Below are 24,944 nucleotides of genomic sequence, written 5' to 3' on the forward strand. Positions count from 1 at the left end.
GCGACACCAGCCGTCTGGCGAAGCCAGCCCGGCGGTGTCCCCGGTGGGGGAATCCGCTGGCGGCGCACACCGCACGCCGGCCGCCCGTGAGCGGTCCTGATGACCACTGTTGCGCAAATGACCATGAAAACACTGCAATCCTTCCGCGCCCGCACGGGCGAAGCCCTGGGCGCACCGCTGCCCGCCACCACGCCCGAGCAGGTGGACGCCGCCGCCACCGCCGCTGGCGACGCCTTTACCGCATTGGCCGCCAGCAGCGGTGAGCAACGCGCCACCCTGCTGCGCGGCTTGGCCACTGCCCTGGAGTCGGACCGCGAAGGCCTGGTGGCCTTGGCCGACGACGAAACCGCCCTGGGCCCGGTGCGCCTGAACGGCGAACTGGACCGCACCGCCTTCCAGCTGCGCCGCTTTGCAGACATGGCCGAACGCGGCGTGGCCTTTGCCTTCACCGACGACCCGGCCGTGCCTGGCGCGCCGCCCGTGGGCCACCCCGCCATGGTGCGCCAGCGCGTGCCACTGGGGCCCGTGGCCATGTTCTCGGCCAGCAACTTCCCCTTCGCCTTTTCGGTGCTGGGCGGCGACACCGCCTCGGCCCTGGCCGCCGGTTGCCCGGTGGTGGTCAAGGCCCACAGCGGCCACCTGCATTTGTCCAACCGGGTGTTCGGGCTGGTGCAGCAGGTGCTGCGCGCACAAGGCCTGCCCAGCGGCCTGGTGGGCCTCATCCAGGGTGGCGGCGCCGATGTGGGTGTGCGTCTGGTGCGCCACCCAGCCATTGCGGCTGGCGCCTTCACCGGTTCCACGCGCGGTGGTGCGGCCCTGCAGGCTGAAGCCAGCGCCCGCCCCCGGCCCATTCCGTTCTACGGTGAGCTGGGCTCCATCAACCCCGTGGTGGCCCTGCCGGCCTTGCTGGCGAGCAAGGGCGCCGAACTGGCGGCCACATTGGCCGGCTCCATCGCCCTGGGTTGTGGGCAGTTCTGCACCAGCCCCGGCGTGGTGGTGCTGATCAAAGGCGCGGAGAGCGAAGCCTTCGTCGCGCAACTGCGCACCGCGCTGGCCGCACAAAACCCCCACGCCATGTTGACGCCCGGCATGCGCCAGGCATTTGATGCCGGCGTCGAGCACCTGGTGCAAGCCGGCGCACAACCGCTGCTGCGCGAAGCCGGCAACGCAGAAGCGCCGCGCCCCTTCCTGGCGCAGGTCGAGGCGGTCGATTTCATCGCCAAAGACGCCCTGCGCGAGGAAGTGTTCGGCCCGTCCAGCGTGGTCGTGTGGGCCGACTCGGTGGACCAGGTGCTGCAGGTGCTGCAGGCCGTGGGCGGCAGCCTGACCGTCACCCTCTGGGGCGCCGAGACCGACTCGCCCGACACCCGTGCCCTGGTGCGCGGCGCCATGGCCATCGCCGGCCGGGTGCTGTTTGCCGGTGTGCCCACGGGCGTGGCCGTGACCGCCGCCCAACAACACGGCGGCCCCTGGCCCTCCAGCACGCAACCCATGACCACCTCGGTGGGCGACGCCGCCATCGACCGCTTCCTGCGCCCCGTGGCCCTGCAGGACGCACCGGTCTGGCTGCTGGCGCAACAAGGCCGCCCGGTCTGAGACGCCGCGCGTGAGGGGGCGGCGCTCAGCCGCCGCTGCTCACACGCCGCCGGTCGGGTGCGTGGGGTCCACCCACAGCACCTGCTCCGGCCTCTCCACCGGCTCGATGTCGAGGTTGACCGCCACGGCCTGGCCGTCGCTGCGGCACAGCACACATTCAAGCACCTCGGTCGGGCTGGCGTTGATTTCCTGGTGTGGCACATACGGCGGCACGTAAATGAAATCGCCCGGCCCGGCCTCGGCGGTGAACTCCAGCTGCTCCCCCCAGCGCATGCGCGCGCGGCCACGCACCACGTAGATCACACTCTCCAGCGGGCCGTGGTGGTGGGCACCGGTTTTGGCGTCGGGGTGGATGGTGACCGTGCCGGCCCACAGTTTCTGGGCGCCCACACGGGCAAAGTTGATCGCCGCCTTGCGGTCCATGCCCGGCGTGGACGGCACATTGCCATCCAGCTGGTTGCCGGGCACCACACGCACACCATCGTGTTTCCAGGCCGGGTGGTGGGTGTGTGAGGTGTCGTGATCGTGGGAATGGGGATGATCGTGTGTCATGGCATCGCGTGGCAGGCGGGATGTGTCCAGTGTGCCACCCCAGCGCCCGCGATGCCGGAAAATGCGCCATCCCCTTTGACCGATGGAGCTCGCGCCTTGCCTTTGCCCGCCCCCCAACCCCGCACCCTGATGCACACCCGCCGCGTCGAATACCGAGGCTTCCGCCGCGACGATGGTCTGTGGGACATCGAAGGCGAATTGCACGACAGCAAACCCCACGGCTTTGAAATCGAAGGCGAAGGCCGCTGGGAACCCGGCCAGCCCGTGCACCACATGCTGCTGCGCGTCAGCATCGACGAAAGCATGGTCATCCGCGACGTGGCCGTGGCCATGGACGCCTACCCCCACGGTCCCTGCCCACAGGCGATGGCGCCCTTGCAACGCATGGTGGGCGAGGTCATCGGCCGTGGCTGGCGCCAGACCATACAACGCCACCTCGGTGGCATCCAGGGTTGCACCCATTTGCGCGAGCTGTTGTTCAACCTCGCCACCGCCGCCTTCCAGACCCAAACCGCGTCCTTCGCCCCCGCCGTCAACGGCCAGCCCCCCGCCCATCTGGGCCAGTGCCTGGCCTGGGACTTCAACGGGCCGGTGGTGGCGAAGGTGTACCCGGTGTTTTTTGGCTGGCAGGCGCCGGCGAGGGCACCCGCGCCGCACCCAGCCAATCCGCCAGTGCCTGCCGCACCAGGGCTGGCGGCAGAAACTCCTGCTCCAGCCGGCCCCGGGGCGTTGCGCTGAGGAAGCGGTAGAAATCGATCTCGTCTGCGTGCAGGGTGTGGGGCGCAGCGGGCGCGCCCACCGACTCCAGTACCGCCAGGCCCGCGTGGGCGTCAAAGGTGGCGCGGTCCATCAGCAACCGCCGCACCTGCGGCAGATGGCGTCTGGCGCGCCCCAGCATGACCAGGCCCCAGGTGTCCATGTCGCCCCAGTAGGCCACGTCTATTGAACTCATCAGTGACCGCCATGTCGCTGCGTCGCCTGCTCAAAAGCCGCCTCGAATCGACAGCTCCCGCTGCAAGGCCGTCACATGACCCTACTTAGAAGACCATCTCAATCTTGCGAGTCGAGATCGGCCACCGTCAACCCGTATTCGGCCATCAGGGCCTGGATTTCCACGATAGCGGCCGCCTTCTCGGCCACCACATCTCGCTCAGCCTGCGCAAAAAACGCGCTGGCGCCCCGAATCAGTTCCTGAAACCGGTTGTCGCCCAACGGCGTCGTTGGAGCTGCTGCCGGTTTGGGCCGCTCGGTGTGTCTGCGCTGTGTCGTCAATGAATGGCGCATGTGCTCTCTGTTCTTCAGGCCGTGAATCGGTGATCAAGAATCCCCACAAACAGGGGAAGAAGTGTGTGGATAACCCATGGCCATTCGGCCGCAGCCCGGATGCCCTGGGCCTTGTAGGCAGTTTGCCCAAGATTTGGGCAGGTGACGGTCTTTCAGGCTCACGCCTGGGCCAGCCGTGCAGCCGCTTCGCGTTTGCCCAGCTTGCGCAGCGCCAGGATGCGTTCGAGCTGTGCGGCCCGTGGCTGCACCTTGCCCGACTCCCACTTGTAGACCGACAAGGTCGAGGCCTCCAGCAACTGCGCCATTTGGGCCTGTGTGAGGCCCAAATGGGCACGTTGGGCGGCCAAGGCCTCGGCACTGAAGCCGACTTTTCGGCCGGGCTTTTTTCGCTCGATGGTGGCGGCTTTGGGCGCTGGCGTGGGGGCCGTCGGTTTGACGGCCTTGACCGCTTTTTCGTTGGCCTTGAGCAGGGCACGCAAGGCCTTGAATTCCCGCTTGAGTGCTGCGATCTCGGCGCGTTGCGCCGTGGTGGTTTTCCTCAACGCCAGCAGTTCGTCCTTGAGCTCTTTGCGAGCCACGCGGGCGATTTCTGACTTCAGGGCGTTGGTGAGGACGTTCATGGTGGAGGTCCGTTGGGTTCAGCAATGGGCTGCAGACACTGGGTGCCGTGCCAATGCCCCCTAGCGGGGGCCAGTGGGCCTGACGTCGTTTTCAAAGCTGTGGCGCCTGCCCGGTCGAGCCGTGGGCCACGGACTTTGGATATGTTGCCACGGTGACGAAAAGCCCGAAATCACCCGTGGCCCAAAACACACGCCCATTTGACCGGTGGCCCGCTGTCTTCCATGGCCCGTCGGGTAGTGGTCACTATCGCAATTCGTGAGGTGTGGTGCGGCTGGCGGGGATCGAACCCACGACCCTCGGCTTCGGAGGCCGATACTCTATCCACTGAGCTACAGCCGCACGGTGCTGTAAAGCGCCCGTATTCTCTCACAGCCCAGCGGCCGGGTCTGACTCACGTCGCGCCCGCTGGCTCAAGGGGGCAAGGCCCTTGGCTATAATCGCGGCCGGTCCCGACACGCCTCCATCGCGTGACACCCTCACGCTTGGGCCGCGGTGCAACAGGCCTCGGCCACGCGACCCCCATTCCCCTTGAGCCCCACTGAGGACGCCATGAGCGACAACGCGCACGATTCCCACACCGGCCCCATCAAGACGCCCCAGCAACTGCTGTGGACGTCCTTCTTCTCATTTGTGCTGCCGGTGTTCATCATCATCGGCCTTGTGTACTACGTGACCTCGGGCAACAAGCCCGCCGCGGGTGCCAGCGACCAGGCCTTGGCCACCGCACAACGCATCCAGCCCGTGGGCTCGGTGGAGTTGCGTGATGCCAACCGCCCGCTGCGCGCCGGTGAAGAGGTGTACAAGGCGCAGTGCGCGGCTTGCCACGACGCTGGTTTGGCGGGCGCCCCCAAGCTGGGTGACGCAGCCGCGTGGGGTGCGCGCATCAAGACCGGCTACGAAGCCCTGCTGACCTCGGCCCTCAAGGGCAAGGGCGCCATGGGTGCGCAAGGTGGTGGCGACTTCAACGACGTGGAAATTGGCCGCGCCGTGGTGCACATGGCCAACGCGGGCGGTGCCAAGTTCGACGTGCCCCAGCCCGCCGCTGGTGCTGCCCCTGCGGCCGAAGCCCCAGCTGCTGCCCCGGTGGCTGCCGCAAGCCCCGCCGCAGCCGCGCCTGCGCCCGCAGCAGCACCAGCCGCTGCCACCCCCGTGGCCGCCGCCGGTGGCGAAGCGCTCTACAAACAAGCCTGCGCCGTTTGCCACGCAGCCGGTGTGGCGGGCGCCCCCAAACTGGGCGACAAGGCCGGCTGGTCCGCACGCCTGGGTGCCGGTGTGGACGGCCTGACTGCCTCCGTCATCAAAGGCAAAAATGCCATGCCCCCACGCGGTGGCTCCAGCGCCTCCGACGCGGACATCAAAGCCGCAGTCGAATTCATGCTCGCCAGCGTCAAGTGAACGCGCGCCACGCGCACTGAAAACGCCGCTCTCCACGAGCGGCTTTTTTTCGTCTCAAGTGGCCTGCTTGGCCTCAGCTGGACTGAGCACAAAACCGAAGCGGCTGGGCAGTGTGGCCGAGGCCAGTTCGGTCGGCTCGGGCCATTGGCCACGCTCGATCAGCTCGGCCACCCGCCCGACGTCCTGCGTGTGCACCAACCCCAGTCCCAGGTCGGTGTCCAGCAGCACATGCCCCGCTTCATCCACAAACACCGCCTGGATGACGGCCGCGCGCCCGGTGTGCGATTGGACGGTGCCCGCGTCGTCCACGCGCCAGACCCAAGGCGCCTGTTCCAGCTCCACGTAAACGCGCTGCGGGCCGTTCTGGAAAAACCACTGCCCGTGCGTGTCTGCCTCGTAGTTGCGGCCGATGAAGTCGATCAGCTTGTCGTGCCGCAACAGCGAGCCCTTGCTGGCCTCGTTGGCCCCGAGGCCGGCAAAAGGCCCGCAGGCCTGAGCACGGTCGTCGCGCATGAACCACTGGCCCCGGCTGTCCAGGCCCAACCAGCCATAGCAATCGGGCACGTTGGGCCATTTGGCCAGCGCGGCCTTGACCATCTCATCCATGGGAAGCTCCTGACAGCTGCGACAGCAGCCAATGGGTGACCGCCTCGGGCATGGCACGCACGTGGCCCGGAAGACCCCAAGGGGGCAACGAGGCAGGAAAGCCCACATGCCCGCCCTGCGGCGGCTGCCACAGCGTCACAGACGGTCCCACGGCCTGTGCGGCGGGCAGGGAGCTGGCCGGCACAAAGGGGTCGTTTCGGGCGTTGAGCACCAGCGCTGGCACGCGCACCTGCGGCAGCAGCGGTTGCGCGGAGGCGCGTCGCCAGTAGTCTTCGGTGTTGCGAAAACCGTGCAGCGGTGCGGTGAACACATTGTCGAAGGCGTACAGGTCGCGCGCCGCCAGCAGCTTGTCGCGGTCGAACAGGCCCGGGTGCTGGGCCAGCTTGGCCAGCGCCTTGGGCACCATGGAGCGCAGAAACATGCGGGTGTACACCTGCCGGTTGAAGCCGCGCCCGATGGCATGACCGCCGGCCGCCAGATCGATGGGCGAACACACGGCGGCGACCGCATCGGCCACCTCGCCAGCGGCCGCGCCATGCTCGGCCGCCCATCGCATCAGCGCATTGCCGCCCAGAGACACCCCCACCGCGAGCAGAGGGCGGCCGACGTATTGCGCGCGCAAGCGGCGCAACATCCAGTCGATCTCTGCGTGGTCGCCCGAGTGGTAGGCGCGTGGCGCCAGGTTGAGCTCGCCCGAGCAGCCTCTGAAGTGGGGCACCACGTAAGCCAGGCCGTGTTCGTGTGCCACATCGGCAAAGGCTTCAGCATAGTGGCTGCGCGACGAGCCCTCCAGGCCGTGAAACAACACCAGCACGGGCGCTGAGTCGGCCACCACATGGGTGGCATGGTCCACGTCCACGAAGTCGGCATCGGGGGTCGTCCATCGCTCGCGTCGGTATACAGGCGCGCTGCCCACAAACCGGCGCGCGAACAGGGCAGCCCATATGGTCTGGGCGTGCCCGCCGGGCAGCCACCCGGGCGCTGCGCCCGGCGGCTGCGGCAGCGCACGAGGTGCGCGCCAAGGGGCGTGAGCCAGGGTGTGGCTGTGGGGCCCGTTCATGGGGTCAGTGCAACACGGCTGGGCCGCTGCCCACGTCGGCGGGCGCGTCCAACTGGCCGGGGCTGGCGTGGTGGGTGGCCAGACGCCACCCCTGGGCGGTTTTGACGTACACGTTGGTGGCCATCACGTAGGCGCGACGCAGACCGTCGTCGCTGAGCAGTTCGACACGCTCCACCACGTTGTGCACGCTGCAGCCATGGGCCGTGAGACGCAGCACCTGCTCGGGGTAGGCACGGATGCTGCCACCTGAAAACATGGCCTCAAACGCGGCGCGGATGGCAGCGCTGCCCACCAAACGCGGGCCGCCCGGGTGCACACACACAATGTCTTCTTCGTCGGCCCAGCAGGTCATCAGGCGGTCGATGTCGCCGAGTTGCAAGGCCTCGTAAAAGGCCTGCTCGATGTCATCGGGTGTACCGGGTGGGAGTTTGGGTTTGCGCATGGGGCTATTTTGCAGGCTGTGCCGTGCACCTCAGCGGTATAGTCGCGCAACCACACCGGTCTGAGGAGGATTGAATGCGTTCTACAACGGGTGCGCTCTGGCGCTATCTTGCCGCGCTGCTGCTCGCCAGCAGCCTCGTGGGCTGTGGCTACAACGATTTCCAGCGCCTGGATGAAAGCGCCAAATCGGCCTGGGCCGAGGTTCTCAACCAGTACCAGCGGCGCGCCGACCTCATTCCCAACATCGTCGCCACCGTCAAGGGCGAGGCCAGCTTCGAGCAGGAGACGCTGACCAAGGTCATCGAAGCCCGCGCCAAGGCCACCGCCATCCAGATGACACCCGAGATGGTGAACAACCCCGAGGCGATGAAGAACTTCCAGGCCGCGCAGGCCAACATGGGCAGTGCGCTGAGTCGCCTGCTGGTGGTGGCCGAGCAGTACCCGAACCTCAAGGCCAACGCCGCTTTTGCCGATTTGCGGGTGCAGCTTGAAGGGACGGAAAACCGCATCACCGTGGCACGCAACCGCTTCATCGCCGCCACGCAGGAATACAACGTGCTCGCGCGCAGCTTCCCCACCAACCTCACGGCCATGGTGTTCGGCTACAGCGTCAAACCGGGCTTCACGGTGGCCGACGAGGCCGCCATTTCGGCCCCGCCCAAGGTGGACTTCAACAAGCCATGAGGCTGTGGTGGCCTTGGCTGGCCGGCGCACTGCTGTGGCTGGGCAGCCTGGGGCTGGCCGGCGCGCAAGCGGTCTTGCCGCTGCCGCCCTTGAGCGGTCGTGTCATCGACCAGACGGGCACACTGGACGGCGCCACGCAGGCCGCCTTGACCGCCAAACTGGCCCAGCTGGAGCAGACACGCGGCGCACAAGTGGTGGTGGTGCTGGTGCCCACCACCGCGCCCGAAGACATCGCCGATTACACCCAGCGCCTGGGTGATGCCTGGAAACTCGGGCGCCGCGATGTGGGTGACGGCATTTTGTTTGTTGTCGCCAAAAACGACCGACGCCTGCGCATCGCCCCGGCCAAGACACTGGAAGGTGCCTTGCCCGATTTGCTGGCCAAACGCATCATCGACGAAGCGGTGACGCCCGCCTTCCGCCGAGGCGATTACGCCGCTGGGCTGCACGCTGGCATCGACCGCCTGTCTGCCGTCATCGCCGGTGAGGCCTTGCCCACGCCAGAGCCAACAGCTGACAGCGGCGCTGGCCTGGGCTTGGGCCTGGAAGAGTGGCTGTTGCTGTTGTTCTTCGGCGGCCCGGTCGCTGCATCTGTGTTGAGGCGTGTGTTCGGTGCCCCCATGGGCGCGCTGCTGGCCGGTCTGGGGGCCGGCGCCTTGGCCTGGTGGTTGAGCCAGGCCTGGTGGTTGGCAGCGGCTGCTGGCATGGTGGCGGCCGTGGCAACCCTGTTCCTGCAACTGCTGCCTTCGCTGCCGTCGGCAGGCGCGGGCCGCGGACGCAACGGCGGCTGGCACGCAGGCCCGTCAGGTGGCGGCAGTTGGGGTGGTGACGGCGGCAGCGGCGGCGGTGGTTTCAGCTCGGGCGGTGGCGGTGACTTTGGCGGCGGTGGCGCCTCGGGCGACTGGTGATGTGCACAACTCTGAACCCGGCATGAACCGTTTTCTTCTCATGCTCAAACACCGCTGGCGCGACCAGCGCGACACGCTGCGGGTGGTCCCAGACGATATGGCCGCTCGCCTTGAACAACAGGTGGCGCTCAGTGAGGCACGGCATACCGGCGAGGTGCGCGTGGTGGTGGAGGCGGCCTTGCCCCTGAGTTACCTCTGGCGGCTGGGCCCCGACTTGACACTGCAACAGGCCATGCGCCAACGCGCCATGAGCTGGTTTGGCCGGCTGCGGGTGTGGGACACCGAACACAACAACGGCGTGATGATCTACCTGCTGCTGGCGGAACGCCACATCGAGGTGGTGGCCGACCGCGGCCTGGCGCGCCAGGTGCCCGCCTCGCACTGGGACAAGCTGGTGGCGCAACTGACGGGTCAACTCAAAGCCGGTGATTTCGAGCAAGGCCTGGGCACCGCCATGGCCGAAGTGACATCACTGCTGGCCACCCACTTCCCCGAGCCCACCGACGCTGCTGCGCGTGGACGTGGCGCCAACCAACTCAGCAACACCATCGTGCGGGTCTGAGGCGTTCTGACCACAAAAAAACCGGCTCATGGCCGGTTTTTTTCGGTTCTGCGTCAAACGCTCACTTCTTCTGACGGAACTTGCGCAGCGCGGCGATCTGAGCCGCCATGACGGCCAACTCCGACTGTGCTTTGGCCAGATCGATGTCGCTCTTGGCGTTCTTAAGCGCCTCTTCGGCAGATTTACGCGCTTCGTTGGCCTTGGCTTCGTCGAGGTCATGGCCACGGATGGCCGTGTCGCTCAGCACCGTGATGTGGTGCGGTTGCACTTCAAGGATGCCACCGGCGACGAACACGAACTCTTCATCGCCGTCGGCCTTTTCGATGCGCACGGCACCGGGCTTGATGCGGGTGATCAGCGGCACGTGCCCGGGCAGGATGCCCAGCTCGCCTGCTTCACCGGGCAGGGCCACAAACTTGGCCTGGCCGCTGAAGATCGAGGCTTCGGCGCTCACCACATCGACTTGGATGGTGCTCATAGTTACTCCAGTTTAAAAGGTGAGTGGAAAGCAAGCAGCGGGGTGACTGGCTACGCGCCGCGCACAACCGTACTGAGGTACGGCGAGCACGGCAACAACGCCAGACGCCCCGGGGCGCCGCTTTACGCCACCTTTTTGGCCTTTTCGAAGGCTTCGTCGATGGTGCCGACCATGTAGAAGGCCTGCTCGGGCAAGTGATCGCACTCACCGGCGGTGATCATCTTGAAGCCGCGGATGGTTTCCGACAGCGGCACGTACTTGCCAGGCGAGCCGGTGAAAACCTCGGCCACATGGAAGGGCTGCGACAGGAAACGCTGGATCTTGCGGGCACGGGCCACGGCCAGCTTGTCCTCAGGCGCCAGTTCGTCCATGCCCAGAATGGCGATGATGTCGCGCAGTTCTTTGTAGCGCTGCAGCGTGCCTTGCACGGCGCGGGCGGTTTCGTAGTGCTCCTGGCCCACCACCAGCGGATCCAGCTGGCGGCTGGTGGAGTCCAGCGGGTCCACAGCGGGGTAGATACCCAGCGAAGCGATGTCACGCGACAGCACCACGGTGGAATCCAAGTGGGCGAAGGTGGTGGCAGGCGACGGGTCGGTCAAGTCATCCGCTGGCACGTATACGGCCTGGATGGAGGTGATCGAGCCGACCTTGGTGGAGGTGATGCGCTCTTGCAGGCGGCCCATTTCTTCGGCCAGGGTGGGCTGGTAGCCCACGGCGGAAGGCATGCGGCCCAGCAGCGCGGACACTTCGGTACCGGCCAGGGTGTAGCGGTAGATGTTGTCCACGAAGAACAGCACGTCCTTGCCTTCGTCACGGAAGGACTCGGCGATGGTCAGACCGGTCAAGGCCACGCGCAGACGGTTGCCCGGCGGCTCGTTCATCTGGCCGTAGACCATGGCCACTTTGGACTCGCTCAGGTTTTCAAGGTTCACCACGCCGGAGTCGGCCATCTCGTGGTAAAAGTCGTTGCCCTCGCGGGTGCGCTCGCCCACACCAGCAAACACCGACAGACCGCTGTGGGCCTTGGCGATGTTGTTGATGAGTTCCATCATGTTCACGGTCTTGCCCACACCGGCGCCACCGAACAGGCCCACCTTACCGCCCTTGGCGAAGGGACACACCAGGTCGATCACCTTGATGCCGGTTTCCAGCAGTTCCTGCGAAGGCGACAGCTCGTCGTAAGCGGGTGCCTTGCGGTGGATGGGAGCGGTCAGGGTCTGGTCGACCGGGCCACGTTCGTCGATGGGCGAACCCAACACGTCCATGATGCGGCCCAGGGTGGCCTTGCCCACGGGCACGGTGATGTTGGCGTGGGTGTTGGTCACCAGCATGCCGCGGCGCAGGCCGTCAGAGGAGCCCAGCGCAATGGTGCGCACCACGCCGTCGCCCAGCTGTTGCTGGACTTCCAGCGTCAGGGCGGAACCTTCCATCTTCAGCGCGTCGTAAACGCGGGGCATCTGGTCACGCGGGAATTCCACGTCCACCACGGCGCCGATGCACTGAACAATCTTGCCTTGTACTTGAGCCATGTTTTGCTCCAAAAAATTAAACTGCCGCCGCACCGGCCACGATTTCCGAAAGTTCTTTCGTGATCGCTGCCTGACGGGTTTTGTTGTAAACCAGCTTGAGTTCGCTGATGACGCTGCCTGCGTTGTCGGTGGCGGCCTTCATGGCCACCATGCGTGCCGACTGCTCGGACGCCATGTTCTCGGCAACGGCCTGGTAGACCTGTGCTTCGACATAGCGCAGCAGCAGGTCATCAATCACGGCCGGGGCATCGGGTTCGTAGATGTAGTCCCAGTCGTGGCCCTTGTTGCTGTTGTCCTGCAGGCTCTGGGCACTGAGGGGCAGCAACTGCTCGATCACCGACTCCTGCTTCATCGTGTTGATGAACTTGGTGTAGCACACGTGAACCGCGCTGATGCGGCCCTCGGTGTACGCGTCCAAGAGCACCTTGACGGGGCCGATGAGCTTGTCCAGATGCGGCGTGTCGCCCAGGCCGGTCACGTGCGACACCACTTTGGCACCCACACGGTTCATGAAGCCCAGGCCCTTGTTGCCGATGGCCACGACCTCGGCGCTCTGGCCCTGCGACTGCAGGTCCTTGAGCTGGCCGGTCACGGCGCGCAGGATGTTGGTGTTCAAGCCACCACACAAGCCCTTGTCCGTGGTCACCACGATGTAGCCGACGGTCTTGGCGTCGTTCTTCACCATGAAGGGGTGGACGTACTCCGGGTTCGCACGGCTGAGGTTGCCGGCGATCTGGCGCACTTTTTCCGCGTAGGGCCGGGCCGCACGCATGCGGTCCTGCGCCTTGCGCATTTTGGACGCGGCCACCATTTCCATGGCCTTGGTGATCTTCTTGGTGTTTTCCACCGATTTGATCTTGCCGCGTATTTCCTTGCCTGCTGCCATTGCTGCTCCTTAAAGGGTCAATGGGCCGGTTCAGTACGTGCCGGTTTTCTTGAAGTCGGCGATGGCGGCTGCCAGTTGGGCTTCGGCTTCTTTGTCCTTGTCCAGCGCCTTGCCAGCTTCCATCTTTTGCAGCAGGGCAGCGTGCTTGTCCTTCAGGAAAGCGTGCAGACCGGCTTCGAAAGGCAGCACCTTCTTGACGTCGATGTCATCGAGGTAACCCTTGTTCACGGCGAACAGGGTCGCAGCCATCAGCGGAATGGACAGCGGGCTGTACTGGGCCTGCTTGAGCAGTTCGGTCACGCGGGCACCGCGGTCCAGCTGCTTGCGGGTGGCCTCGTCCAGGTCGGAAGCGAACTGCGCAAAAGCGGCCAGTTCACGGTACTGGGCCAAGTCGGTACGGATACCACCGGACTGCTTCTTGATCAGGTCGGTCTGAGCCGCACCACCCACACGCGACACCGAAATACCGGCGTTGATGGCGGGGCGGATACCGGCGTTGAACAGGCTGGTTTCCAAGAAGATCTGGCCGTCGGTGATGGAGATCACGTTGGTCGGCACGAAAGCGGACACGTCGCCAGCTTGCGTTTCGATGATGGGCAGCGCGGTCAGCGAGCCGGTCTTGCCTTTGACGGCGCCTTTGGTGAAGGCTTCGACATAGTCGGCGTTCACGCGGGCGGCACGTTCCAGCAGGCGGCTGTGCAGGTAGAACACGTCGCCAGGGTAGGCTTCGCGGCCTGGCGGACGGCGCAGCAGCAGCGACACTTGGCGGTAAGCCACAGCCTGCTTGGACAGGTCGTCGTACACGATCAGGGCGTCTTCGCCACGGTCGCGGAAGTACTCGCCCATGGTGCAGCCGGAGTAGGCCGACAGGTACTGCATGGCAGCAGATTCGGAGGCAGACGCGGCCACAACGATGGTGTATTCCATCGCGCCGGCTTGCTCCAGGGCACGCACCACGTTCTTGATCGACGAGGCCTTTTGGCCAATCGCGACGTAAACGCAGGTCATGTTCTGACCCTTCTGGTTGATGATGGCGTCGATGGCCACAGCGGTCTTGCCGGTCTGGCGGTCGCCAATGATCAGTTCGCGCTGGCCACGGCCCACGGGCACCATGGAGTCGATGGACTTCAGGCCGGTCTGCACAGGTTGGTCAACCGATTTGCGAGCGATCACGCCGGGCGCAACCTTCTCGATCACGTCGGTCATCTTGGCGTTGACCGGGCCTTTGCCGTCGATGGGCTGGCCCAGGGCGTTCACCACGCGGCCGACCAGCTCGGGACCCACGGGCACTTCCAGGATGCGGCCCGTGCACTTGACGGTATCGCCTTCGGAGATGTGCTCGTATTCGCCCAGAATCACGGCGCCCACGGAGTCACGCTCCAGGTTCAACGCCAGACCAAACGAGGGCACGCCCTCCTTGTTGGCCGGGAATTCAAGCATCTCGCCCTGCATCACGTCCGACAGGCCGTGCACGCGCACGATGCCGTCGGTCACGGACACCACGGTGCCCTGGTTGCGCACGTCGCTCGCAGCGCCCAGACCTTGGATGCGCGACTTGATCAGTTCAGAAATCTCAGCGGGATTGAGTTGCATGGCTCTTTCCTTCTTTCGTAAGGGTTGTGATGCTCAGGCGCGACGCTTCGCGGCGGGAGCCGACATCAGGCCGACAAGGCCACTTTCATTTGTTCAAGACGGGCTTTGACGGAGGTGTCCAGCACCTCGTCACCCACCACCACGCGGATGCCGCCAATCAGATCGGGCTGCAGCTGCACGCTCAGGTTGAGCGGCCGTGCAAAGCGCTTTTCCAGCACCTGGGCCAGATCGGCCAGTGCAGCGCTGTCGATCTCGAAGGCGCTGTAGACGACCGCGTCAGCGGTGCCGGCCTGGGCGTTCTTCAGGGCGTGGAATTGGCTGGCGATTTCGGGCAGCACGGCCACCCGGCCGTTGTCGATGACGGCCTGCAAGAAATTGCGTGCCATGTCGGGCAGCGACTGCTTGGCCACACCCACAAACAGCTCCAGCACCTGCTGGGCCGTCACCTTGGGGTTGTCGGCGTACTGGCGCAGCTGTTCGTTGGCGGCAATGGCGGCCAGCTCGTCGAGCCAGCCCGCAGCGGTGGCGGTGTCTGCCTTGGCGGCTTGAAAAAGCGCTTCGGCGTAAGGGCGAGCAATGGTGGCGAGTTCGGCCATGGTCGTGTTTCCTGGCGTTGCGCGGATCAGAGCTCGGTCTTCAGGCGGCCCAGCAACTCGGCGTGGACGCCGGCGTTGACTTCGCGCTTGAGGATTTGCTCGGCACCCTTGACGGCCAGACCTGCCACCTCTTCGCGCAGCGCTTCACGCGCTTTCACGATTTGCTGGTCGGCTTCCTGGCGGGCAGCGGCCACAATCTTGGCAGCCTCTTCGGTGGCACGGGCCTTGGCTTCTTCAATGACAGCCTGGGCACGGCGCTCGGCATCGGCCAGACGGGTGGCGGATTCGTTGCGCGACTTGCTCAACTCTTCTTCCACACGCTTGTTGGCCACAGCCAGTTCGGACTTGGCCTTCTCGGAAGCGGCCAAGCCTTCGGAAATCTTCTGCGCGCGTTCGTCCAGCGCCTTGGCGATGGGGGGCCACACGAACTTCATCGTGAACCACACCAGGATCGCAAAAACGATGGCTTGCGCAAACAGGGTTGCATTGATATTCATCGCAACGCCTTTCTGTCGATGGACAAGAGTGTTGACGCCATTGCTGCGGCGCGGCGACGTGCCCCGCTCAGGCGGGACGACGGTCGGCCACGCAGCGCAGCAAACCCATTAAGCCAGCTGGAAGGGGTTGGCGAAGGCGAACAACAGGGCGATGGCCACACCGATCAGGAAGGCGGCGTCGATCAGACCGGCCAGAATGAACATCTTGGTTTGCAGGTCGTTCATCAGCTCAGGCTGACGGGCCGAGGACTCGAGGAATTTGCCGCCCATCAGCGCGATGCCGATGGAAGCGCCGATGGCGCCCAGACCAACAATCAGACCGCAAGCCAGAGCGACGAGACCCAGAACGTTTTCCATGATGACTCCTTAGGATGGATAAAAGTTAAGAAACAAAAACAAGAACGGAACGAAACACAGTACGCGAGGTTGAAGCGCGTCTTCAGTGCGCATCATGTGCCTGACCCAGATAAATCAGGGCCAACATCATGAAAATGAACGCTTGCAAGGTGATGACCAGGATGTGGAACAAGGTCCACACCGTGCCAGCGATCAGGTGTCCGACGAAGAGGAGCCCACCTGTGAGCGACAACGTGGCGAAACCGCCCAGCAGCGCAATCAGCATGAACACCAGCTCACCCGCGAACATGTTGCCAAACAACCGCATGCCGTGCGAAACCGTCTTCGCCACGAACTCGATCATTTGCATCAGGAAGTTGGTCACGCCCAGCAGCAGTGCCCAAACAGGATTCTTGGAGGTACCAAACGGAGCGGTCACCAACTCGTGCGTCCAGCCACCAAAGCCCTTGATCTTGATGTTGTAAAACAGGCAGAGCAGCAACACCGAGATCGACAGACCCAGCGTGGTGGACAGGTCAGCGGTGAGCACGACGCGCAGGTAGTCGGGGTAACCCATGGCAGGGCCAGCCACATGCCACAGCGCAGGCAGCGCATCAACCGGCAGCATGTCCATGAAGTTCATGGCAAAAATCCAGCAGAACACGGTCAGCGCCATGGGAGCCACCAGCTTGCGGCTCTCGGCGTTGTGGATCACACCCTTGGCTTGGGAGTCCACCATCTCGACCAGCATTTCAACGGCCGCCTGAAAACGACCCGGCACACCGGCCGTGGCAGCGCGCGCAGCACGCCACAGAACAAAACAGACCAGCGCACCCAGCACCGAGCTGACGATCACCGAATCCAGGTTGATGACCGAAAAGTCAACGATAAAACCTTGCTTCTGGTTGGTCAGGTGGACCAAGTGGTGGCGGATGTACTCGCCTGGGGTGGGCCCCGTCATTCCTTCAGCTGCCATATCAGTTAACCCAATTCACAGTTTTGTTTGAGGCGTCGCGCCCGGAACCAGAGCTCCAGCCAGTACGCCTTGAGAACCACCACAAGGCCCGCCACCAGGGCAAGCCAGTTCAGGTCGGCCACCAGCCTGGGGGCCAACGCCAGCAAGGCGATGGCCAGCAGCAGCTTGGCACCTTCCCACACAAAAAACCCCGCCAGCGAAGCCTGCGCCCCACCAGCCGCGCGCTTTGACAGCGCACCTTTGGTCAAGCCCCAGGCCATCAAGCCCGTGGGCACCACCACGGCAGCCGCCCCGTACAACAACGAGACCACCACCGGCTGGCTGCGGGTCAGCACTGCCGCGACACACGCCGCCAACACAGCCAACACCACCTGCCACCCCAACACAGCCCACACCGAAGCGTGTGGCTGCCGTTGCCGCCACTGCTGCGCCTCTTCGCGCGTCAGCGGCTTGAAATCGTCTTGCTCGGCCTCATCTGCTTCTTCGAATGCCGTTGAAGGCATGGGCTTTTGCAGCTTGCCAGCGCCGCTTGTTGCTGGGTCTTCAATTGTTGCCATCTTGAATTACAGCGAGGTTACGAGCGCGGCCCCGCGGTGAGCCAGGCCAGCAAAGCCGCCGATTATACGTAGAAACCCCATGGATTCGTCAAGCCGCTCGCCACCGCCTCAGCGGCATCGGCCGGCGGCGGGATAATTCGGTTCATGAACAACGCATCCCCCGCCTCCTTGCCCGACACCCTGTGCTACCTCAACGGCGAATTCAGTTCGCTGCAAGACGCCAAGATCAGCGTCCTCGACCGCGGTTTCATTTTTGGCGACGGCGTGTACGAGGTGCTGCCGGCCTATGGCGGTCGCATCTTCCGCCTGGAACAGCACCTGGCCCGCCTGGACCGCTCGCTGGCCGAGTTGCGCATGGGCAACCCACTGTCGCGTGAGCAATGGCTGGCCATCGCCCGCCAACTGCTGACCGACCACGCGGCGCGCACCGGCGCGGTGGACCAGATCATCTACATCCAGATCACACGTGGTGTGGCCGTGCGCGACCACGTGATGGTCGAAGGCGTCGCACCCACCGTTTTTGTGATGTCCAGCACCATGAAGCCACCCACCGAAGCACAACGCACCGAAGGCGTGGCCTGCGTGACGGCCGACGACTTCCGCTGGCAGAAGGCCCACATCAAGAGCACCAGCCTGCTGGGCGCGGTGTTCGCGCGTCAGATCAGCGCCGACCAGGATGCGCTGGAAACCGTGATGTTCCGGGGCGACCACCTGAGCGAGGCAGCCGCCAGCAACGTGTGGGTGGTCAAAAACGGTGTGCTGATGGGCCCACCCAAAAACCAGCTGGTGCTCGAAGGCATCCGCTTTGGCCTGCTGGAAGAAATCTGCGCCGCGCAGGGCATCCCCTTCGAATTGCGCCCCATCACGCGCGCCGAGGTGCTGGCGGCCGACGAGCTGCTCTTGTCCTCGGCCACCAAAGAGGTGCTGCCCATCACCCGCCTGGACGGCCAGGCGGTGGGCAACGGCAAACCGGGCCCGGTGTACGCGCGCCTGCATGCCGGCTACCAGACCGCCAAGGCCGAACAATCGGTTTGACCCAGGATATGAGGCCATGAGAGACATCCCGCCCGAGCAGTCGCTGATCGAGTACCCGAGCGATTTCCCCATCAAGGTGATGGGCGCATACGTGGACGGTTTTGCCGAAGCCATCGCCATCGTGGCGCAAGGCTTCGACCCCGGCTTCGACCCGGCCACCATGGAAAAGCGCCCCAGCAAAGGCGGCAACTACCTGGGCCTGACCATCACCGTGCGCGTGACCAGCCGCGAGCAGCTCGACGAGCTGTACCGCACGTTGTCCTCACACCCCATGGTCAAAGTGGTCCTGTGACGTGATCACGCGCCAGCTCGGCCAGGTGGACTACCTGCCCACCTTCGATGCCATGCAGGCCTTCACGGCCGAGCGCACCGAGGCGACCGAAGACGAGTTGTGGCTGTGCGAGCACCCGCCCGTGTTCACCCAGGGCCTGGCCGGCAAGGCCGACCACCTGCTCATGCCAGGCAACATCCCCGTGGTGCAAACCAACCGGGGCGGCCAGGTCACTTACCACGGGCCCGGGCAGGTGATGGCATACCCATTGATCGACCTGCAACGCGCGGGCTACTTCGTCAAAGAGTACGTCTACCGGCTTGAAGAAGCGGTCATCCGCACCCTGGCGCACTTTGGCGTGACCGGCCACCGCGTGGCGGGCGCCCCCGGCATCTACGTGCGCCTGGCCGACCCGTTCGACCACGCCGCCCTGCGCGATCCACAGCCCGCGCACGACCCCTTCCGGGGCCTGGGCAAGATCAGCGCGCTGGGCATCAAGGTCAGCCGCCACAAGACCTACCACGGCCTGGCCCTGAACGTGGCCATGGACCTGGAACCCTTCGGCCGCATCAACCCCTGCGGCTACGCGGGCTTGAAAACGGTGGACCTTTCTACAATCGGGGTCCCAACCGACTGGCAGACGGCTGCCGGCGTGTTGGGCCAGAACCTGCGGGCGCTGCTGGCGCCCTGAACATCCATGAACGCACCCACCACACCCGCCTACGACCCCACGGCCAAGCAGAAATCGGCCGACAAGGTCTCGCGCATCCCCATCAAGGTCGAGCGCGGCGAGGTGCTGAAAAAGCCCGACTGGATCCGCGTCAAGGCCGGCAGCCCCACCACCCGCTTCTACGAAATCAAGGACATCTTGCGCGCCAACAAGCTGGTGACGGTGTGCGAGGAAGCCAGTTGCCCCAACATCGGCGAGTGCTTCGGCAAGGGCACGGCCACCTTCATGATCATGGGCGACAAGTGCACCCGCCGCTGCCCCTTCTGCGATGTGGGCCACGGCCGGCCCGACCCGCTGGACGTGAACGAACCCGCCAACCTGGCCAAAACCATCGCCTCGCTCAAGCTCAAGTACGTGGTCATCACCAGCGTGGACCGCGACGACCTGCGCGATGGCGGCGCCGGCCACTTCGTGGAGTGCATCCGTCAGACGCGCGAGCTGTCTCCGACCACGCAGATCGAGGTGCTGGTGCCCGACTTCCGTGGCCGCGACGACCGAGCGCTGGAGATACTGAAAGCCGCGCCGCCCGACGTCATGAACCACAACCTGGAAACCGTGCCACGCCTGTACAAGGAAGCGCGCCCAGGCTCCGACTACCAGTTCAGCCTCAACCTGCTCAAGAAGTTCAAGGCCCTGTTCCCCCACGTGCCCACCAAAAGTGGCCTGATGGTGGGCCTGGGCGAAACCGACGAGGAAATCCTGGCCGTGATGCGCGACATGCGAGAGCACAACATTGAAATGCTGACCATCGGCCAGTACCTGGCACCCAGTGGCCACCACCTGCCGGTGCGCCGCTACGTGCACCCGGACACGTTCAAGATGTTCGAGGAAAAGGCGTATGAGATGGGGTTCTCGCACGCGGCCGTGGGCGCCATGGTGCGCTCCAGTTACCACGCCGACCAGCAGGCCCACGCGGCCGGCGTCTGAGGCTTTCGAACGCCCATGAAAAAACCGCGCCGTGGCGCGGTTTTTTCATGGGCTGACGTGCATCACTTCTTGGCAGGCGCCACCACCACGTCGATTTCGACACGGCGGTTCTTGGCACGGCCTTCGGCGGTGGCGTTGTCGGCCACCGGCTGGCTCTCGCCCTTGCCTTCGGTCTTGATGCGCGCGGCCGGGATGCCCTGGCTGACCAGGTACGCCTTCACCGATTCCGCCCGAGCCAGAGACAAGGCTTGGTTGTAGGCATCAGAGCCCACCGAGTCGGTGTGCCCGACCGCGATGGCCACGTCCAGGTTCACGCCTTTGATCTTGGTGATCAGCGCGTCGAGGCCGGTTTTGCCTTCGGGCTTGAGGTCGGACTTCGCAAAGTCGAACAACGCATCGGCGGCAAAGGTCGTGCGGGCCGCAGGCGCCGCAGCAGCGGCCGCAGGCGCCGCCGGAGCAGGGGCCGGACGCGCGCGCTGGGGCGCATCGGCCACGGCCTTGGTCTTGTCGATCATCAACACGTCAGGCGTGTCGAAGGGGCACAGTTCCGACGGGTCCATGCCATCGCGATCCTGCCCGACGTCCTTGGGTGTCGGCATGTCGGGGCGGGCCACGTTGAGGGCAGGCACCAGTTTGCCCATGCTCGACAGCGTGCGCGCCTGAGCCACGAAGTGGTTGTAGTAGGCGTTGGTGTAGGCACGACCCGCTTCGAAGTACTCGTTTTGCGTGTCCAGCAAGTCCAGCAGCGTGCGCTGGCCAATGTCGAACTGCTGGCGGTAGGCCTCACGGGCTTTTTCGGTGGAAAGGCGGTGCTGGTCCAGGTAGCCCAGTTGTTCGGTCAAACGGACCACGTCGTTGTACGCGATGGCCAGGGTCTGACGGGCGTCGCGGCAGGCCTTTTCCTGCAGGTTGCGCGCTTCGTTCTGGTACTCGGCTGCCTGCACCTCGCGGGCTTTGTCGGCGCCGCCCCGGTACAGGTTGTAGTTCAGCAGCAGTTCCACCGCGGCGTCACGCGAGCCGCCCTGGACGCCATCGAGGTTGCGGTCCCAGGACTGGCGCACACGGAAGTCCACGCGCGGCATGTAGGCGGCCTTGCGGGTTTCCACGCCCAGCTTGGCGGCCAGCACGTTTTCGTAGGCAGCGTTCAGGGCCGGGTTGCTGGCCAGGCCGTTTTTCATGGCGTCGCTGGCGCTGGCGGGCAGGCCACCGAGTTTGGCGGAGGCGGCAATCGGCGGCAGCGTCGCAGCCGGCTTTTCACCCACGATGCGCAGGTAACGGGCGCTGACATCGTGCAGGTTGGAAATTTCGGTCAGCAGGTTGGATTCGGCCAGGGCCAGACGGCCATTGGCCTGCTCCAGGTCCACACGGCGGGTCACGCCGGCGTCGGTGCGCTCGGTCAACTGCTGCGCGGTGAGCTTGTGCTCGATGTAGTTCTGCTTGGCCTGCTCCACCAGTTCGCTGTAACGCGCCACGTCGGCGTAAGCGCGCAAGGCTTCCAGCGCGGCGGTTTCCGAGGCGTCGATCAGCTCGTAATAGCGCACCAGCTTGGCATGCCCCAGGCGTGCCACTTCATTGCGGGCGAAAAAGCCGTCAAACAGAATCTGGTTGAGCTGCACACCCGCACGGGTGTGGGTGAAATCGATCTGCGACGAACCGGGACGCTTCTGCCACTCGCGGCCCACACCCGCATCCAGGTCGATTTGAGGCAGGTAGGCCGACTTGGCCACGTTGCGCTCGGCCTCCGAGCCCAGCAGGGCATGCCAACGTGCCTGGACTTCGGGGTTGCTGACAACGGCCTTGCGTGCCGCCTCCACCAGCGGGGCCGGCAGGGTTTGAGCGTGTGCCACCACGCCAGTGGCGGCCAGCACAGCGGCGCACACGGCTGTCAGTGTTGCTCTGTTCATAAAAAAACCTCCAAGGTTGTAAAGGCACACCAACGTGCCAGCGTTCTTTGCAAAGAAAAACGTTATAAGTGATTTCCGAATCTGTGTAAAAATTTTTTTCAGAGACTTTGCATTTGGGAAATGTAGCTCTTTGTAAGCGGTTGTGGCGGCATTTGGCTTGGCATACAGTCGCAAATGTCAACTTCGGTACCCGCTCGCTGCCGTTTTGACCCCAGCACGCCACTTGATGCAGCCCACACGCCTTTGGTCAACCGTTCACCGCCTCCAGCGCCCGCCCAAAGCCGCGCTGGCCGTGGTGTGCGCCATCGGTGCGTTGATAGGCGGCCTGACGCTGGCGCAGCCCCAGCTCGACAAGACGCAGCAGATCGCCATGGAGCGCTACGGTCAGCGGGCGGTGGATCAGGTGGTGGCGTGGCGCAAGATGATGGACGACAGCCGCGCACTGGGTGAGCAAGAAAAGCTCAGCACCGTCAACACGTTTTTCAACCGCCGCGTGTTGTTTGAAAACGACATCGTGGTCTGGCGACAAAACGACTACTGGGCCACGCCCCTGGAGTTCTTTGGCCAAGGCGCCGGTGATTGCGAAGACTTCGCCATCGCCAAGTACATGAGCTTGCTCATGGTCGGTGTCCCGGCCGAAAAAATCCGCATGATTTATGTGCGTGCCAACATCGGCGGGCGCAGCGAAGCCCACATGGTGCTGGGTTATTTTGAGACGCCCACGGCCGAACCCCTGATTCTGGACAACCTGATCGGCAGCATACGGCCCGCCTCTTCGCGCACCGACCTGTCACCCGTTTTCAGTTTCAACGGGCAGGGCCTGTGGGTGGCCGGTCAAGCCGCCTCGTCGGGCGACCCGACGGCACGCCTGTCGCGCTGGCGCGACCTGCTTGAGCGCATGAAACAAGAGGGCCTGTGATGGCCACACCCGCATCCCACCCAGCATCCAACCCGACCCGCACCGAGAGCCCACCATGTCACTGATCAAACAACTCTGGATTGCCATCGCGCTGGTGATGACGGTGGCTTTTGGCGGCAGCCTGGTGGTCAGCGTGCTCTCCGCACGCCACTACCTGGAACAACAGTTGCAGGTGAAAAACATAGACAACGCCACCGCGCTGGCCTTGTCGCTCACGCAGATGGACAAGGACCCGGTGACGATGGAGTTGCAGGTGGCCGCGCAGTTTGACGCCGGCCACTACCGCTTCATCCGCTTGACCGCCCCCAACGGACAAACCCTGGTGGAGAAGGTGTACGAAGGCAAGCTGGAGGGCGCGCCCAGTTGGTTTGCCCGGCTCATTCCCATCCATGCGGAGCCGGGGCAGGCCATGGTGCAAGACGGCTGGAAACAGTTCGCCACCATCAGCCTGGCCAGCCACGACCAGTATGTCTACAAAAGCCTGTGGGAAGGCACCCTGGAGCTGCTCGCCTGGTTTGTGTTTGGCAGCGCCGCCACGGGTTTGTTGGGCACCCTGGCCATCCGTTTCATCACCCGCCCGCTGAACGATGTGGTAGGCCAAGCACAGGCGATTGCCGAGCGCCGCTTCACCACGGTGGAGGAGCCTCGCACACCCGAACTGCGTGCCGTGACGCGCGCCATGAACGACATGGTGGGCCGCCTCAAAGCCATGTTCGCCGAAGAAGCCGCGCGCCTGGAAACCCTGCGCAAAAAGGTCAACCGCGACGCGGTGACCGGCCTGTCCAGCCGGGAGTACTTCTTGTCGCACCTGCGCGAGATCATTGCGGGTGAAACCTTTGGCTCGGTGGGCAGCCTGGTGATGGTGCGGCTGGTCTACCTCAACGAACTCAACGCCAAGCTGGGCCACCGACGCGCCGATGAGTTGCTGAAAGACCTGGGCCAGGTGCTGTACAACGCCGGCAACGGGCGCGGTGGTCAACGCGCCGGCCGCCTCAAGGGTGGTGAGTTTGCGGTGGTCTGCCCCACGTTCGAGTCACCCACCGAAGCGGCCAAGGACATCCACGACCGCCTGATGAAGGAGTGGCTGCCCAAATGGCAGAGTGAGTTCACCGACCTGTTCCACCTCGCCGCCGTGCGTTACCACCGCGACCAGAGCCTGGGCGACTTGCTGACGCGGGCCGATGAAGCGCTGGCCCAGGCACAGGCCAAGGGTTCCAACAGCATGTTTGTGGTGGAGGACGGGAAATCGCGCATGTCGGTACCAGCCGAACAGTGGCGCACCCTGCTGACCGAAGCGGTGCGCGGCGGGCAGCTGAGCCTGGCCTTCTACCCGGTGGTGCGTGGCAGCGAAGGCGCGGCCCTGCACCAGGAAAGTGTGATCCGGCTGCAGACCGATGCCTCGGGCACGCTGCTGTCGGCGGGCGACTTCATGCCCATGGCGGCCAACCTCAACCTCACGGCCCCCATCGACCTCAATGTGGTCAAGCTCGCCATCGAACACCTGAGCACCCGCAGCGGCGACATCGCGGTCAACCTGTCGGCCGAAACCATCGCCGACTTCCAGTTCCGCAACCAGCTCACCACGCTGCTGCAGGGCTACCCGGAGATCTGCAAACGCCTGCTGTTCGAAGTGCCCGAATACGGCGTGTTCCGCCAGTTCGACGCCTTCAAGGAACTGGCCCGCACCCTCAAGGAGCTGGGCTGCCGCGTGGGCATCGAGTACTTTGGCCAGCGTTTTGCCGAAAGCGACAAGCTCTCAACGCTGGGGCTGGACTACATCAAGGTGCACCCCAGCTACGTGCGCGGCATTGCCGACAACACGGGCAATCAGGAGTTCCTGCAAGGCCTGTGCGCCATGGCGCACGCGCTGGGCATCGTGGTCATCGCACTCGGCGTGGAAAACCGCGACGACCTGCCGCTGCTGGCCAAGCTGGGCTTTGATGGGGCCACGGGGCCGGGGGTGAAGTGAGCCAGCACGATGCCGCAAAAAACCCCGGGGAC

Annotated in this window: 27 protein-coding genes, 1 tRNA gene and 3 pseudogenes; 12 read left to right on the top strand and 19 right to left on the bottom strand. The window is 64.8% G+C overall.

The features are described 5' to 3' along the window. Window positions 1-123 precede the first annotated feature (123 nt). Window positions 124-1,596, top strand: coding sequence for an aldehyde dehydrogenase (NADP(+)) (locus ACFQU0_RS11030; protein WP_382200686.1), 1,473 nt, complete (start codon window positions 124-126; stop codon window positions 1,594-1,596). A gap of 39 nt (window positions 1,597-1,635) precedes the next feature. Here ACFQU0_RS11030 and ACFQU0_RS11035 read toward each other — a convergent pair whose 3' ends face one another. Then, window positions 1,636-2,148, bottom strand: coding sequence for a cupin domain-containing protein (locus ACFQU0_RS11035; protein ID WP_382200688.1), 513 nt, complete (start codon window positions 2,146-2,148; stop codon window positions 1,636-1,638). A gap of 96 nt (window positions 2,149-2,244) precedes the next feature. Here ACFQU0_RS11035 and ACFQU0_RS11040 point away from each other — a divergent pair, with 96 nt between their 5' ends. Beyond that, window positions 2,245-2,886, top strand: coding sequence for a DUF2889 domain-containing protein (locus ACFQU0_RS11040; RefSeq protein WP_382200690.1), 642 nt, complete (start codon window positions 2,245-2,247; stop codon window positions 2,884-2,886). On the opposite strand, the pseudogene ACFQU0_RS11045 reads toward ACFQU0_RS11040, so the two are convergent. From ACFQU0_RS11045 to ACFQU0_RS11060, 4 genes and pseudogenes are all read right to left on the bottom strand, one after another. Then, window positions 2,882-3,100, bottom strand: a pseudogene (locus ACFQU0_RS11045) (Wadjet anti-phage system protein JetD domain-containing protein); the annotation flags it as partial. The gene ACFQU0_RS11040 and the pseudogene ACFQU0_RS11045 overlap by 5 nt on opposite strands. A 98-nt stretch (window positions 3,101-3,198) precedes the next feature. Continuing rightward, window positions 3,199-3,432 (bottom strand): hypothetical protein, encoded by a 234-nt coding sequence (locus ACFQU0_RS11050; protein ID WP_382200692.1) that lies wholly within the window; start codon window positions 3,430-3,432, stop codon window positions 3,199-3,201. Window positions 3,433-3,590: 158 nt separating this feature from the next. Then, a complete protein-coding gene (locus ACFQU0_RS11055) occupies window positions 3,591-4,052 on the bottom strand; it encodes a helix-turn-helix domain-containing protein (protein ID WP_382200694.1) in 462 nt (153 codons plus the stop codon). 264 nt (window positions 4,053-4,316) lie between these two features. Next, window positions 4,317-4,392: transfer RNA gene (locus tag ACFQU0_RS11060), tRNA-Arg, on the bottom strand. Window positions 4,393-4,602: 210 nt separating this feature from the next. Here ACFQU0_RS11060 and ACFQU0_RS11065 point away from each other — a divergent pair. Continuing rightward, a complete protein-coding gene (locus ACFQU0_RS11065) occupies window positions 4,603-5,448 on the top strand; it encodes a c-type cytochrome (protein ID WP_382200696.1) in 846 nt (281 codons plus the stop codon). Between the two features lie 54 nt (window positions 5,449-5,502). Here the strand turns inward: ACFQU0_RS11065 and ACFQU0_RS11070 are convergent, their stop codons facing one another. The 3 genes from ACFQU0_RS11070 to ACFQU0_RS11080 are packed head-to-tail and all read right to left on the bottom strand — an operon-like array spanning window position 5,503 to window position 7,556. Beyond that, window positions 5,503-6,054 carry a DUF2946 family protein gene (locus ACFQU0_RS11070; RefSeq protein ID WP_382200698.1) on the bottom strand — a complete coding sequence of 184 codons (552 nt, stop codon included), beginning with the start codon at window positions 6,052-6,054 and terminating at the stop codon, window positions 5,503-5,505. Beyond that, the gene (locus ACFQU0_RS11075; RefSeq protein WP_382200700.1) at window positions 6,047-7,114 is read right to left on the bottom strand and encodes a YheT family hydrolase; all 1,068 of its coding nucleotides are present in this window, start codon (window positions 7,112-7,114) and stop codon (window positions 6,047-6,049) included. Before ACFQU0_RS11075 ends, ACFQU0_RS11070 begins: the two co-directional genes overlap by 8 nt. Before the next feature lie 4 nt (window positions 7,115-7,118). Then, complete coding sequence (locus ACFQU0_RS11080; protein WP_382200702.1) at window positions 7,119-7,556, bottom strand: YybH family protein; 438 nt, start codon at window positions 7,554-7,556, stop codon at window positions 7,119-7,121. A gap of 74 nt (window positions 7,557-7,630) precedes the next feature. Between ACFQU0_RS11080 and ACFQU0_RS11085 the strand changes: the two genes are divergently transcribed. Genes ACFQU0_RS11085 through ACFQU0_RS11095 form a run of 3 tightly spaced genes read left to right on the top strand, consistent with a single transcriptional unit; the run spans window position 7,631 to window position 9,709 of the window. After that, on the top strand, window positions 7,631-8,239 hold the full coding sequence (locus ACFQU0_RS11085) for a LemA family protein (RefSeq protein ID WP_382200704.1): 609 nt from the start codon (window positions 7,631-7,633) through the stop codon (window positions 8,237-8,239). Further along, window positions 8,236-9,147, top strand: coding sequence for a TPM domain-containing protein (locus ACFQU0_RS11090; protein WP_382200706.1), 912 nt, complete (start codon window positions 8,236-8,238; stop codon window positions 9,145-9,147). The genes ACFQU0_RS11085 and ACFQU0_RS11090 overlap by 4 nt, the downstream gene beginning before the upstream one ends. Window positions 9,148-9,169: 22 nt before the next feature. Beyond that, the gene (locus ACFQU0_RS11095) at window positions 9,170-9,709 is read left to right on the top strand and encodes a TPM domain-containing protein (RefSeq protein WP_382200708.1); all 540 of its coding nucleotides are present in this window, start codon (window positions 9,170-9,172) and stop codon (window positions 9,707-9,709) included. 61 nt (window positions 9,710-9,770) lie between these two features. Here the strand turns inward: ACFQU0_RS11095 and ACFQU0_RS11100 are convergent, their stop codons facing one another. The 9 genes from ACFQU0_RS11100 to ACFQU0_RS11140 form a co-directional block, all read right to left on the bottom strand. Further along, a complete protein-coding gene (locus tag ACFQU0_RS11100; RefSeq protein ID WP_382200710.1) occupies window positions 9,771-10,187 on the bottom strand; it encodes a F0F1 ATP synthase subunit epsilon in 417 nt (138 codons plus the stop codon). A 122-nt stretch (window positions 10,188-10,309) separates the two neighbouring features. Beyond that, window positions 10,310-11,716, bottom strand: coding sequence for a F0F1 ATP synthase subunit beta (gene atpD / locus ACFQU0_RS11105; RefSeq protein ID WP_382200712.1), 1,407 nt, complete (start codon window positions 11,714-11,716; stop codon window positions 10,310-10,312). 16 nt (window positions 11,717-11,732) lie between these two features. Further along, complete coding sequence (gene atpG / locus ACFQU0_RS11110) at window positions 11,733-12,602, bottom strand: F0F1 ATP synthase subunit gamma (protein WP_382200714.1); 870 nt, start codon at window positions 12,600-12,602, stop codon at window positions 11,733-11,735. Window positions 12,603-12,632: 30 nt separating this feature from the next. Then, entirely contained in the window at window positions 12,633-14,195 is a 1,563-nt protein-coding gene (gene atpA / locus ACFQU0_RS11115) for a F0F1 ATP synthase subunit alpha (protein WP_382200716.1), read from the bottom strand. Window positions 14,196-14,260: 65 nt separating this feature from the next. Then, window positions 14,261-14,791, bottom strand: a complete 531-nt coding sequence (locus tag ACFQU0_RS11120) for a F0F1 ATP synthase subunit delta (protein WP_382200718.1) — start codon at window positions 14,789-14,791, stop codon at window positions 14,261-14,263. 26 nt (window positions 14,792-14,817) lie between these two features. Next, the gene (locus tag ACFQU0_RS11125) at window positions 14,818-15,288 is read right to left on the bottom strand and encodes a F0F1 ATP synthase subunit B (protein WP_382200719.1); all 471 of its coding nucleotides are present in this window, start codon (window positions 15,286-15,288) and stop codon (window positions 14,818-14,820) included. Between the two features lie 108 nt (window positions 15,289-15,396). After that, window positions 15,397-15,645 (bottom strand): F0F1 ATP synthase subunit C, encoded by a 249-nt coding sequence (atpE, locus tag ACFQU0_RS11130; RefSeq protein ID WP_066261906.1) that lies wholly within the window; start codon window positions 15,643-15,645, stop codon window positions 15,397-15,399. An 82-nt stretch (window positions 15,646-15,727) separates the two neighbouring features. Next, a complete protein-coding gene (gene atpB / locus ACFQU0_RS11135; RefSeq protein WP_382200722.1) occupies window positions 15,728-16,600 on the bottom strand; it encodes a F0F1 ATP synthase subunit A in 873 nt (290 codons plus the stop codon). Window positions 16,601-16,605: 5 nt separating this feature from the next. After that, entirely contained in the window at window positions 16,606-17,157 is a 552-nt protein-coding gene (locus ACFQU0_RS11140) for an ATP synthase subunit I (RefSeq protein ID WP_382200724.1), read from the bottom strand. Window positions 17,158-17,301: 144 nt separating this feature from the next. On the opposite strand from ACFQU0_RS11140, the gene ACFQU0_RS11145 reads away from it, so the two are divergent. Genes ACFQU0_RS11145 through lipA form a run of 4 tightly spaced genes read left to right on the top strand, consistent with a single transcriptional unit; the run spans window position 17,302 to window position 20,120 of the window. Beyond that, complete coding sequence (locus tag ACFQU0_RS11145; RefSeq protein WP_382200726.1) at window positions 17,302-18,192, top strand: D-amino acid aminotransferase; 891 nt, start codon at window positions 17,302-17,304, stop codon at window positions 18,190-18,192. A 16-nt stretch (window positions 18,193-18,208) separates the two neighbouring features. Further along, window positions 18,209-18,484: a DUF493 family protein gene (locus tag ACFQU0_RS11150; protein ID WP_382200728.1), complete on the top strand. Its 276-nt coding sequence runs from the start codon at window positions 18,209-18,211 to the stop codon at window positions 18,482-18,484. Window position 18,485: 1 nt separating this feature from the next. Continuing rightward, the gene (gene lipB, locus ACFQU0_RS11155) at window positions 18,486-19,154 is read left to right on the top strand and encodes a lipoyl(octanoyl) transferase LipB (RefSeq protein ID WP_382200730.1); all 669 of its coding nucleotides are present in this window, start codon (window positions 18,486-18,488) and stop codon (window positions 19,152-19,154) included. Between the two features lie 6 nt (window positions 19,155-19,160). Continuing rightward, window positions 19,161-20,120 (top strand): lipoyl synthase, encoded by a 960-nt coding sequence (gene lipA, locus ACFQU0_RS11160; RefSeq protein WP_382200732.1) that lies wholly within the window; start codon window positions 19,161-19,163, stop codon window positions 20,118-20,120. Window positions 20,121-20,182: 62 nt separating this feature from the next. Here the strand turns inward: lipA and ACFQU0_RS11165 are convergent. Both ACFQU0_RS11165 and ACFQU0_RS11170 read right to left on the bottom strand, forming a co-directional pair. Next, window positions 20,183-20,671: pseudogene (locus ACFQU0_RS11165) on the bottom strand (OmpA family protein); the annotation flags it as partial. A gap of 78 nt (window positions 20,672-20,749) precedes the next feature. Next, window positions 20,750-22,024, bottom strand: a pseudogene (locus tag ACFQU0_RS11170) (TolC family outer membrane protein); the annotation flags it as partial. 226 nt (window positions 22,025-22,250) lie between these two features. Between ACFQU0_RS11170 and ACFQU0_RS11175 the strand changes: the two are divergent. Both ACFQU0_RS11175 and ACFQU0_RS11180 read left to right on the top strand, forming a co-directional pair. After that, window positions 22,251-22,943: a transglutaminase-like cysteine peptidase gene (locus ACFQU0_RS11175; protein WP_382200734.1), complete on the top strand. Its 693-nt coding sequence runs from the start codon at window positions 22,251-22,253 to the stop codon at window positions 22,941-22,943. Between the two features lie 55 nt (window positions 22,944-22,998). Continuing rightward, window positions 22,999-24,912: a bifunctional diguanylate cyclase/phosphodiesterase gene (locus ACFQU0_RS11180; protein ID WP_382200735.1), complete on the top strand. Its 1,914-nt coding sequence runs from the start codon at window positions 22,999-23,001 to the stop codon at window positions 24,910-24,912. Window positions 24,913-24,944 lie beyond the last annotated feature (32 nt).

This window comes from Hydrogenophaga defluvii, from assembly GCF_042665235.1.
Classification (GTDB): Bacteria; Pseudomonadota; Gammaproteobacteria; order Burkholderiales; family Burkholderiaceae_C; genus Hydrogenophaga; species Hydrogenophaga defluvii_A.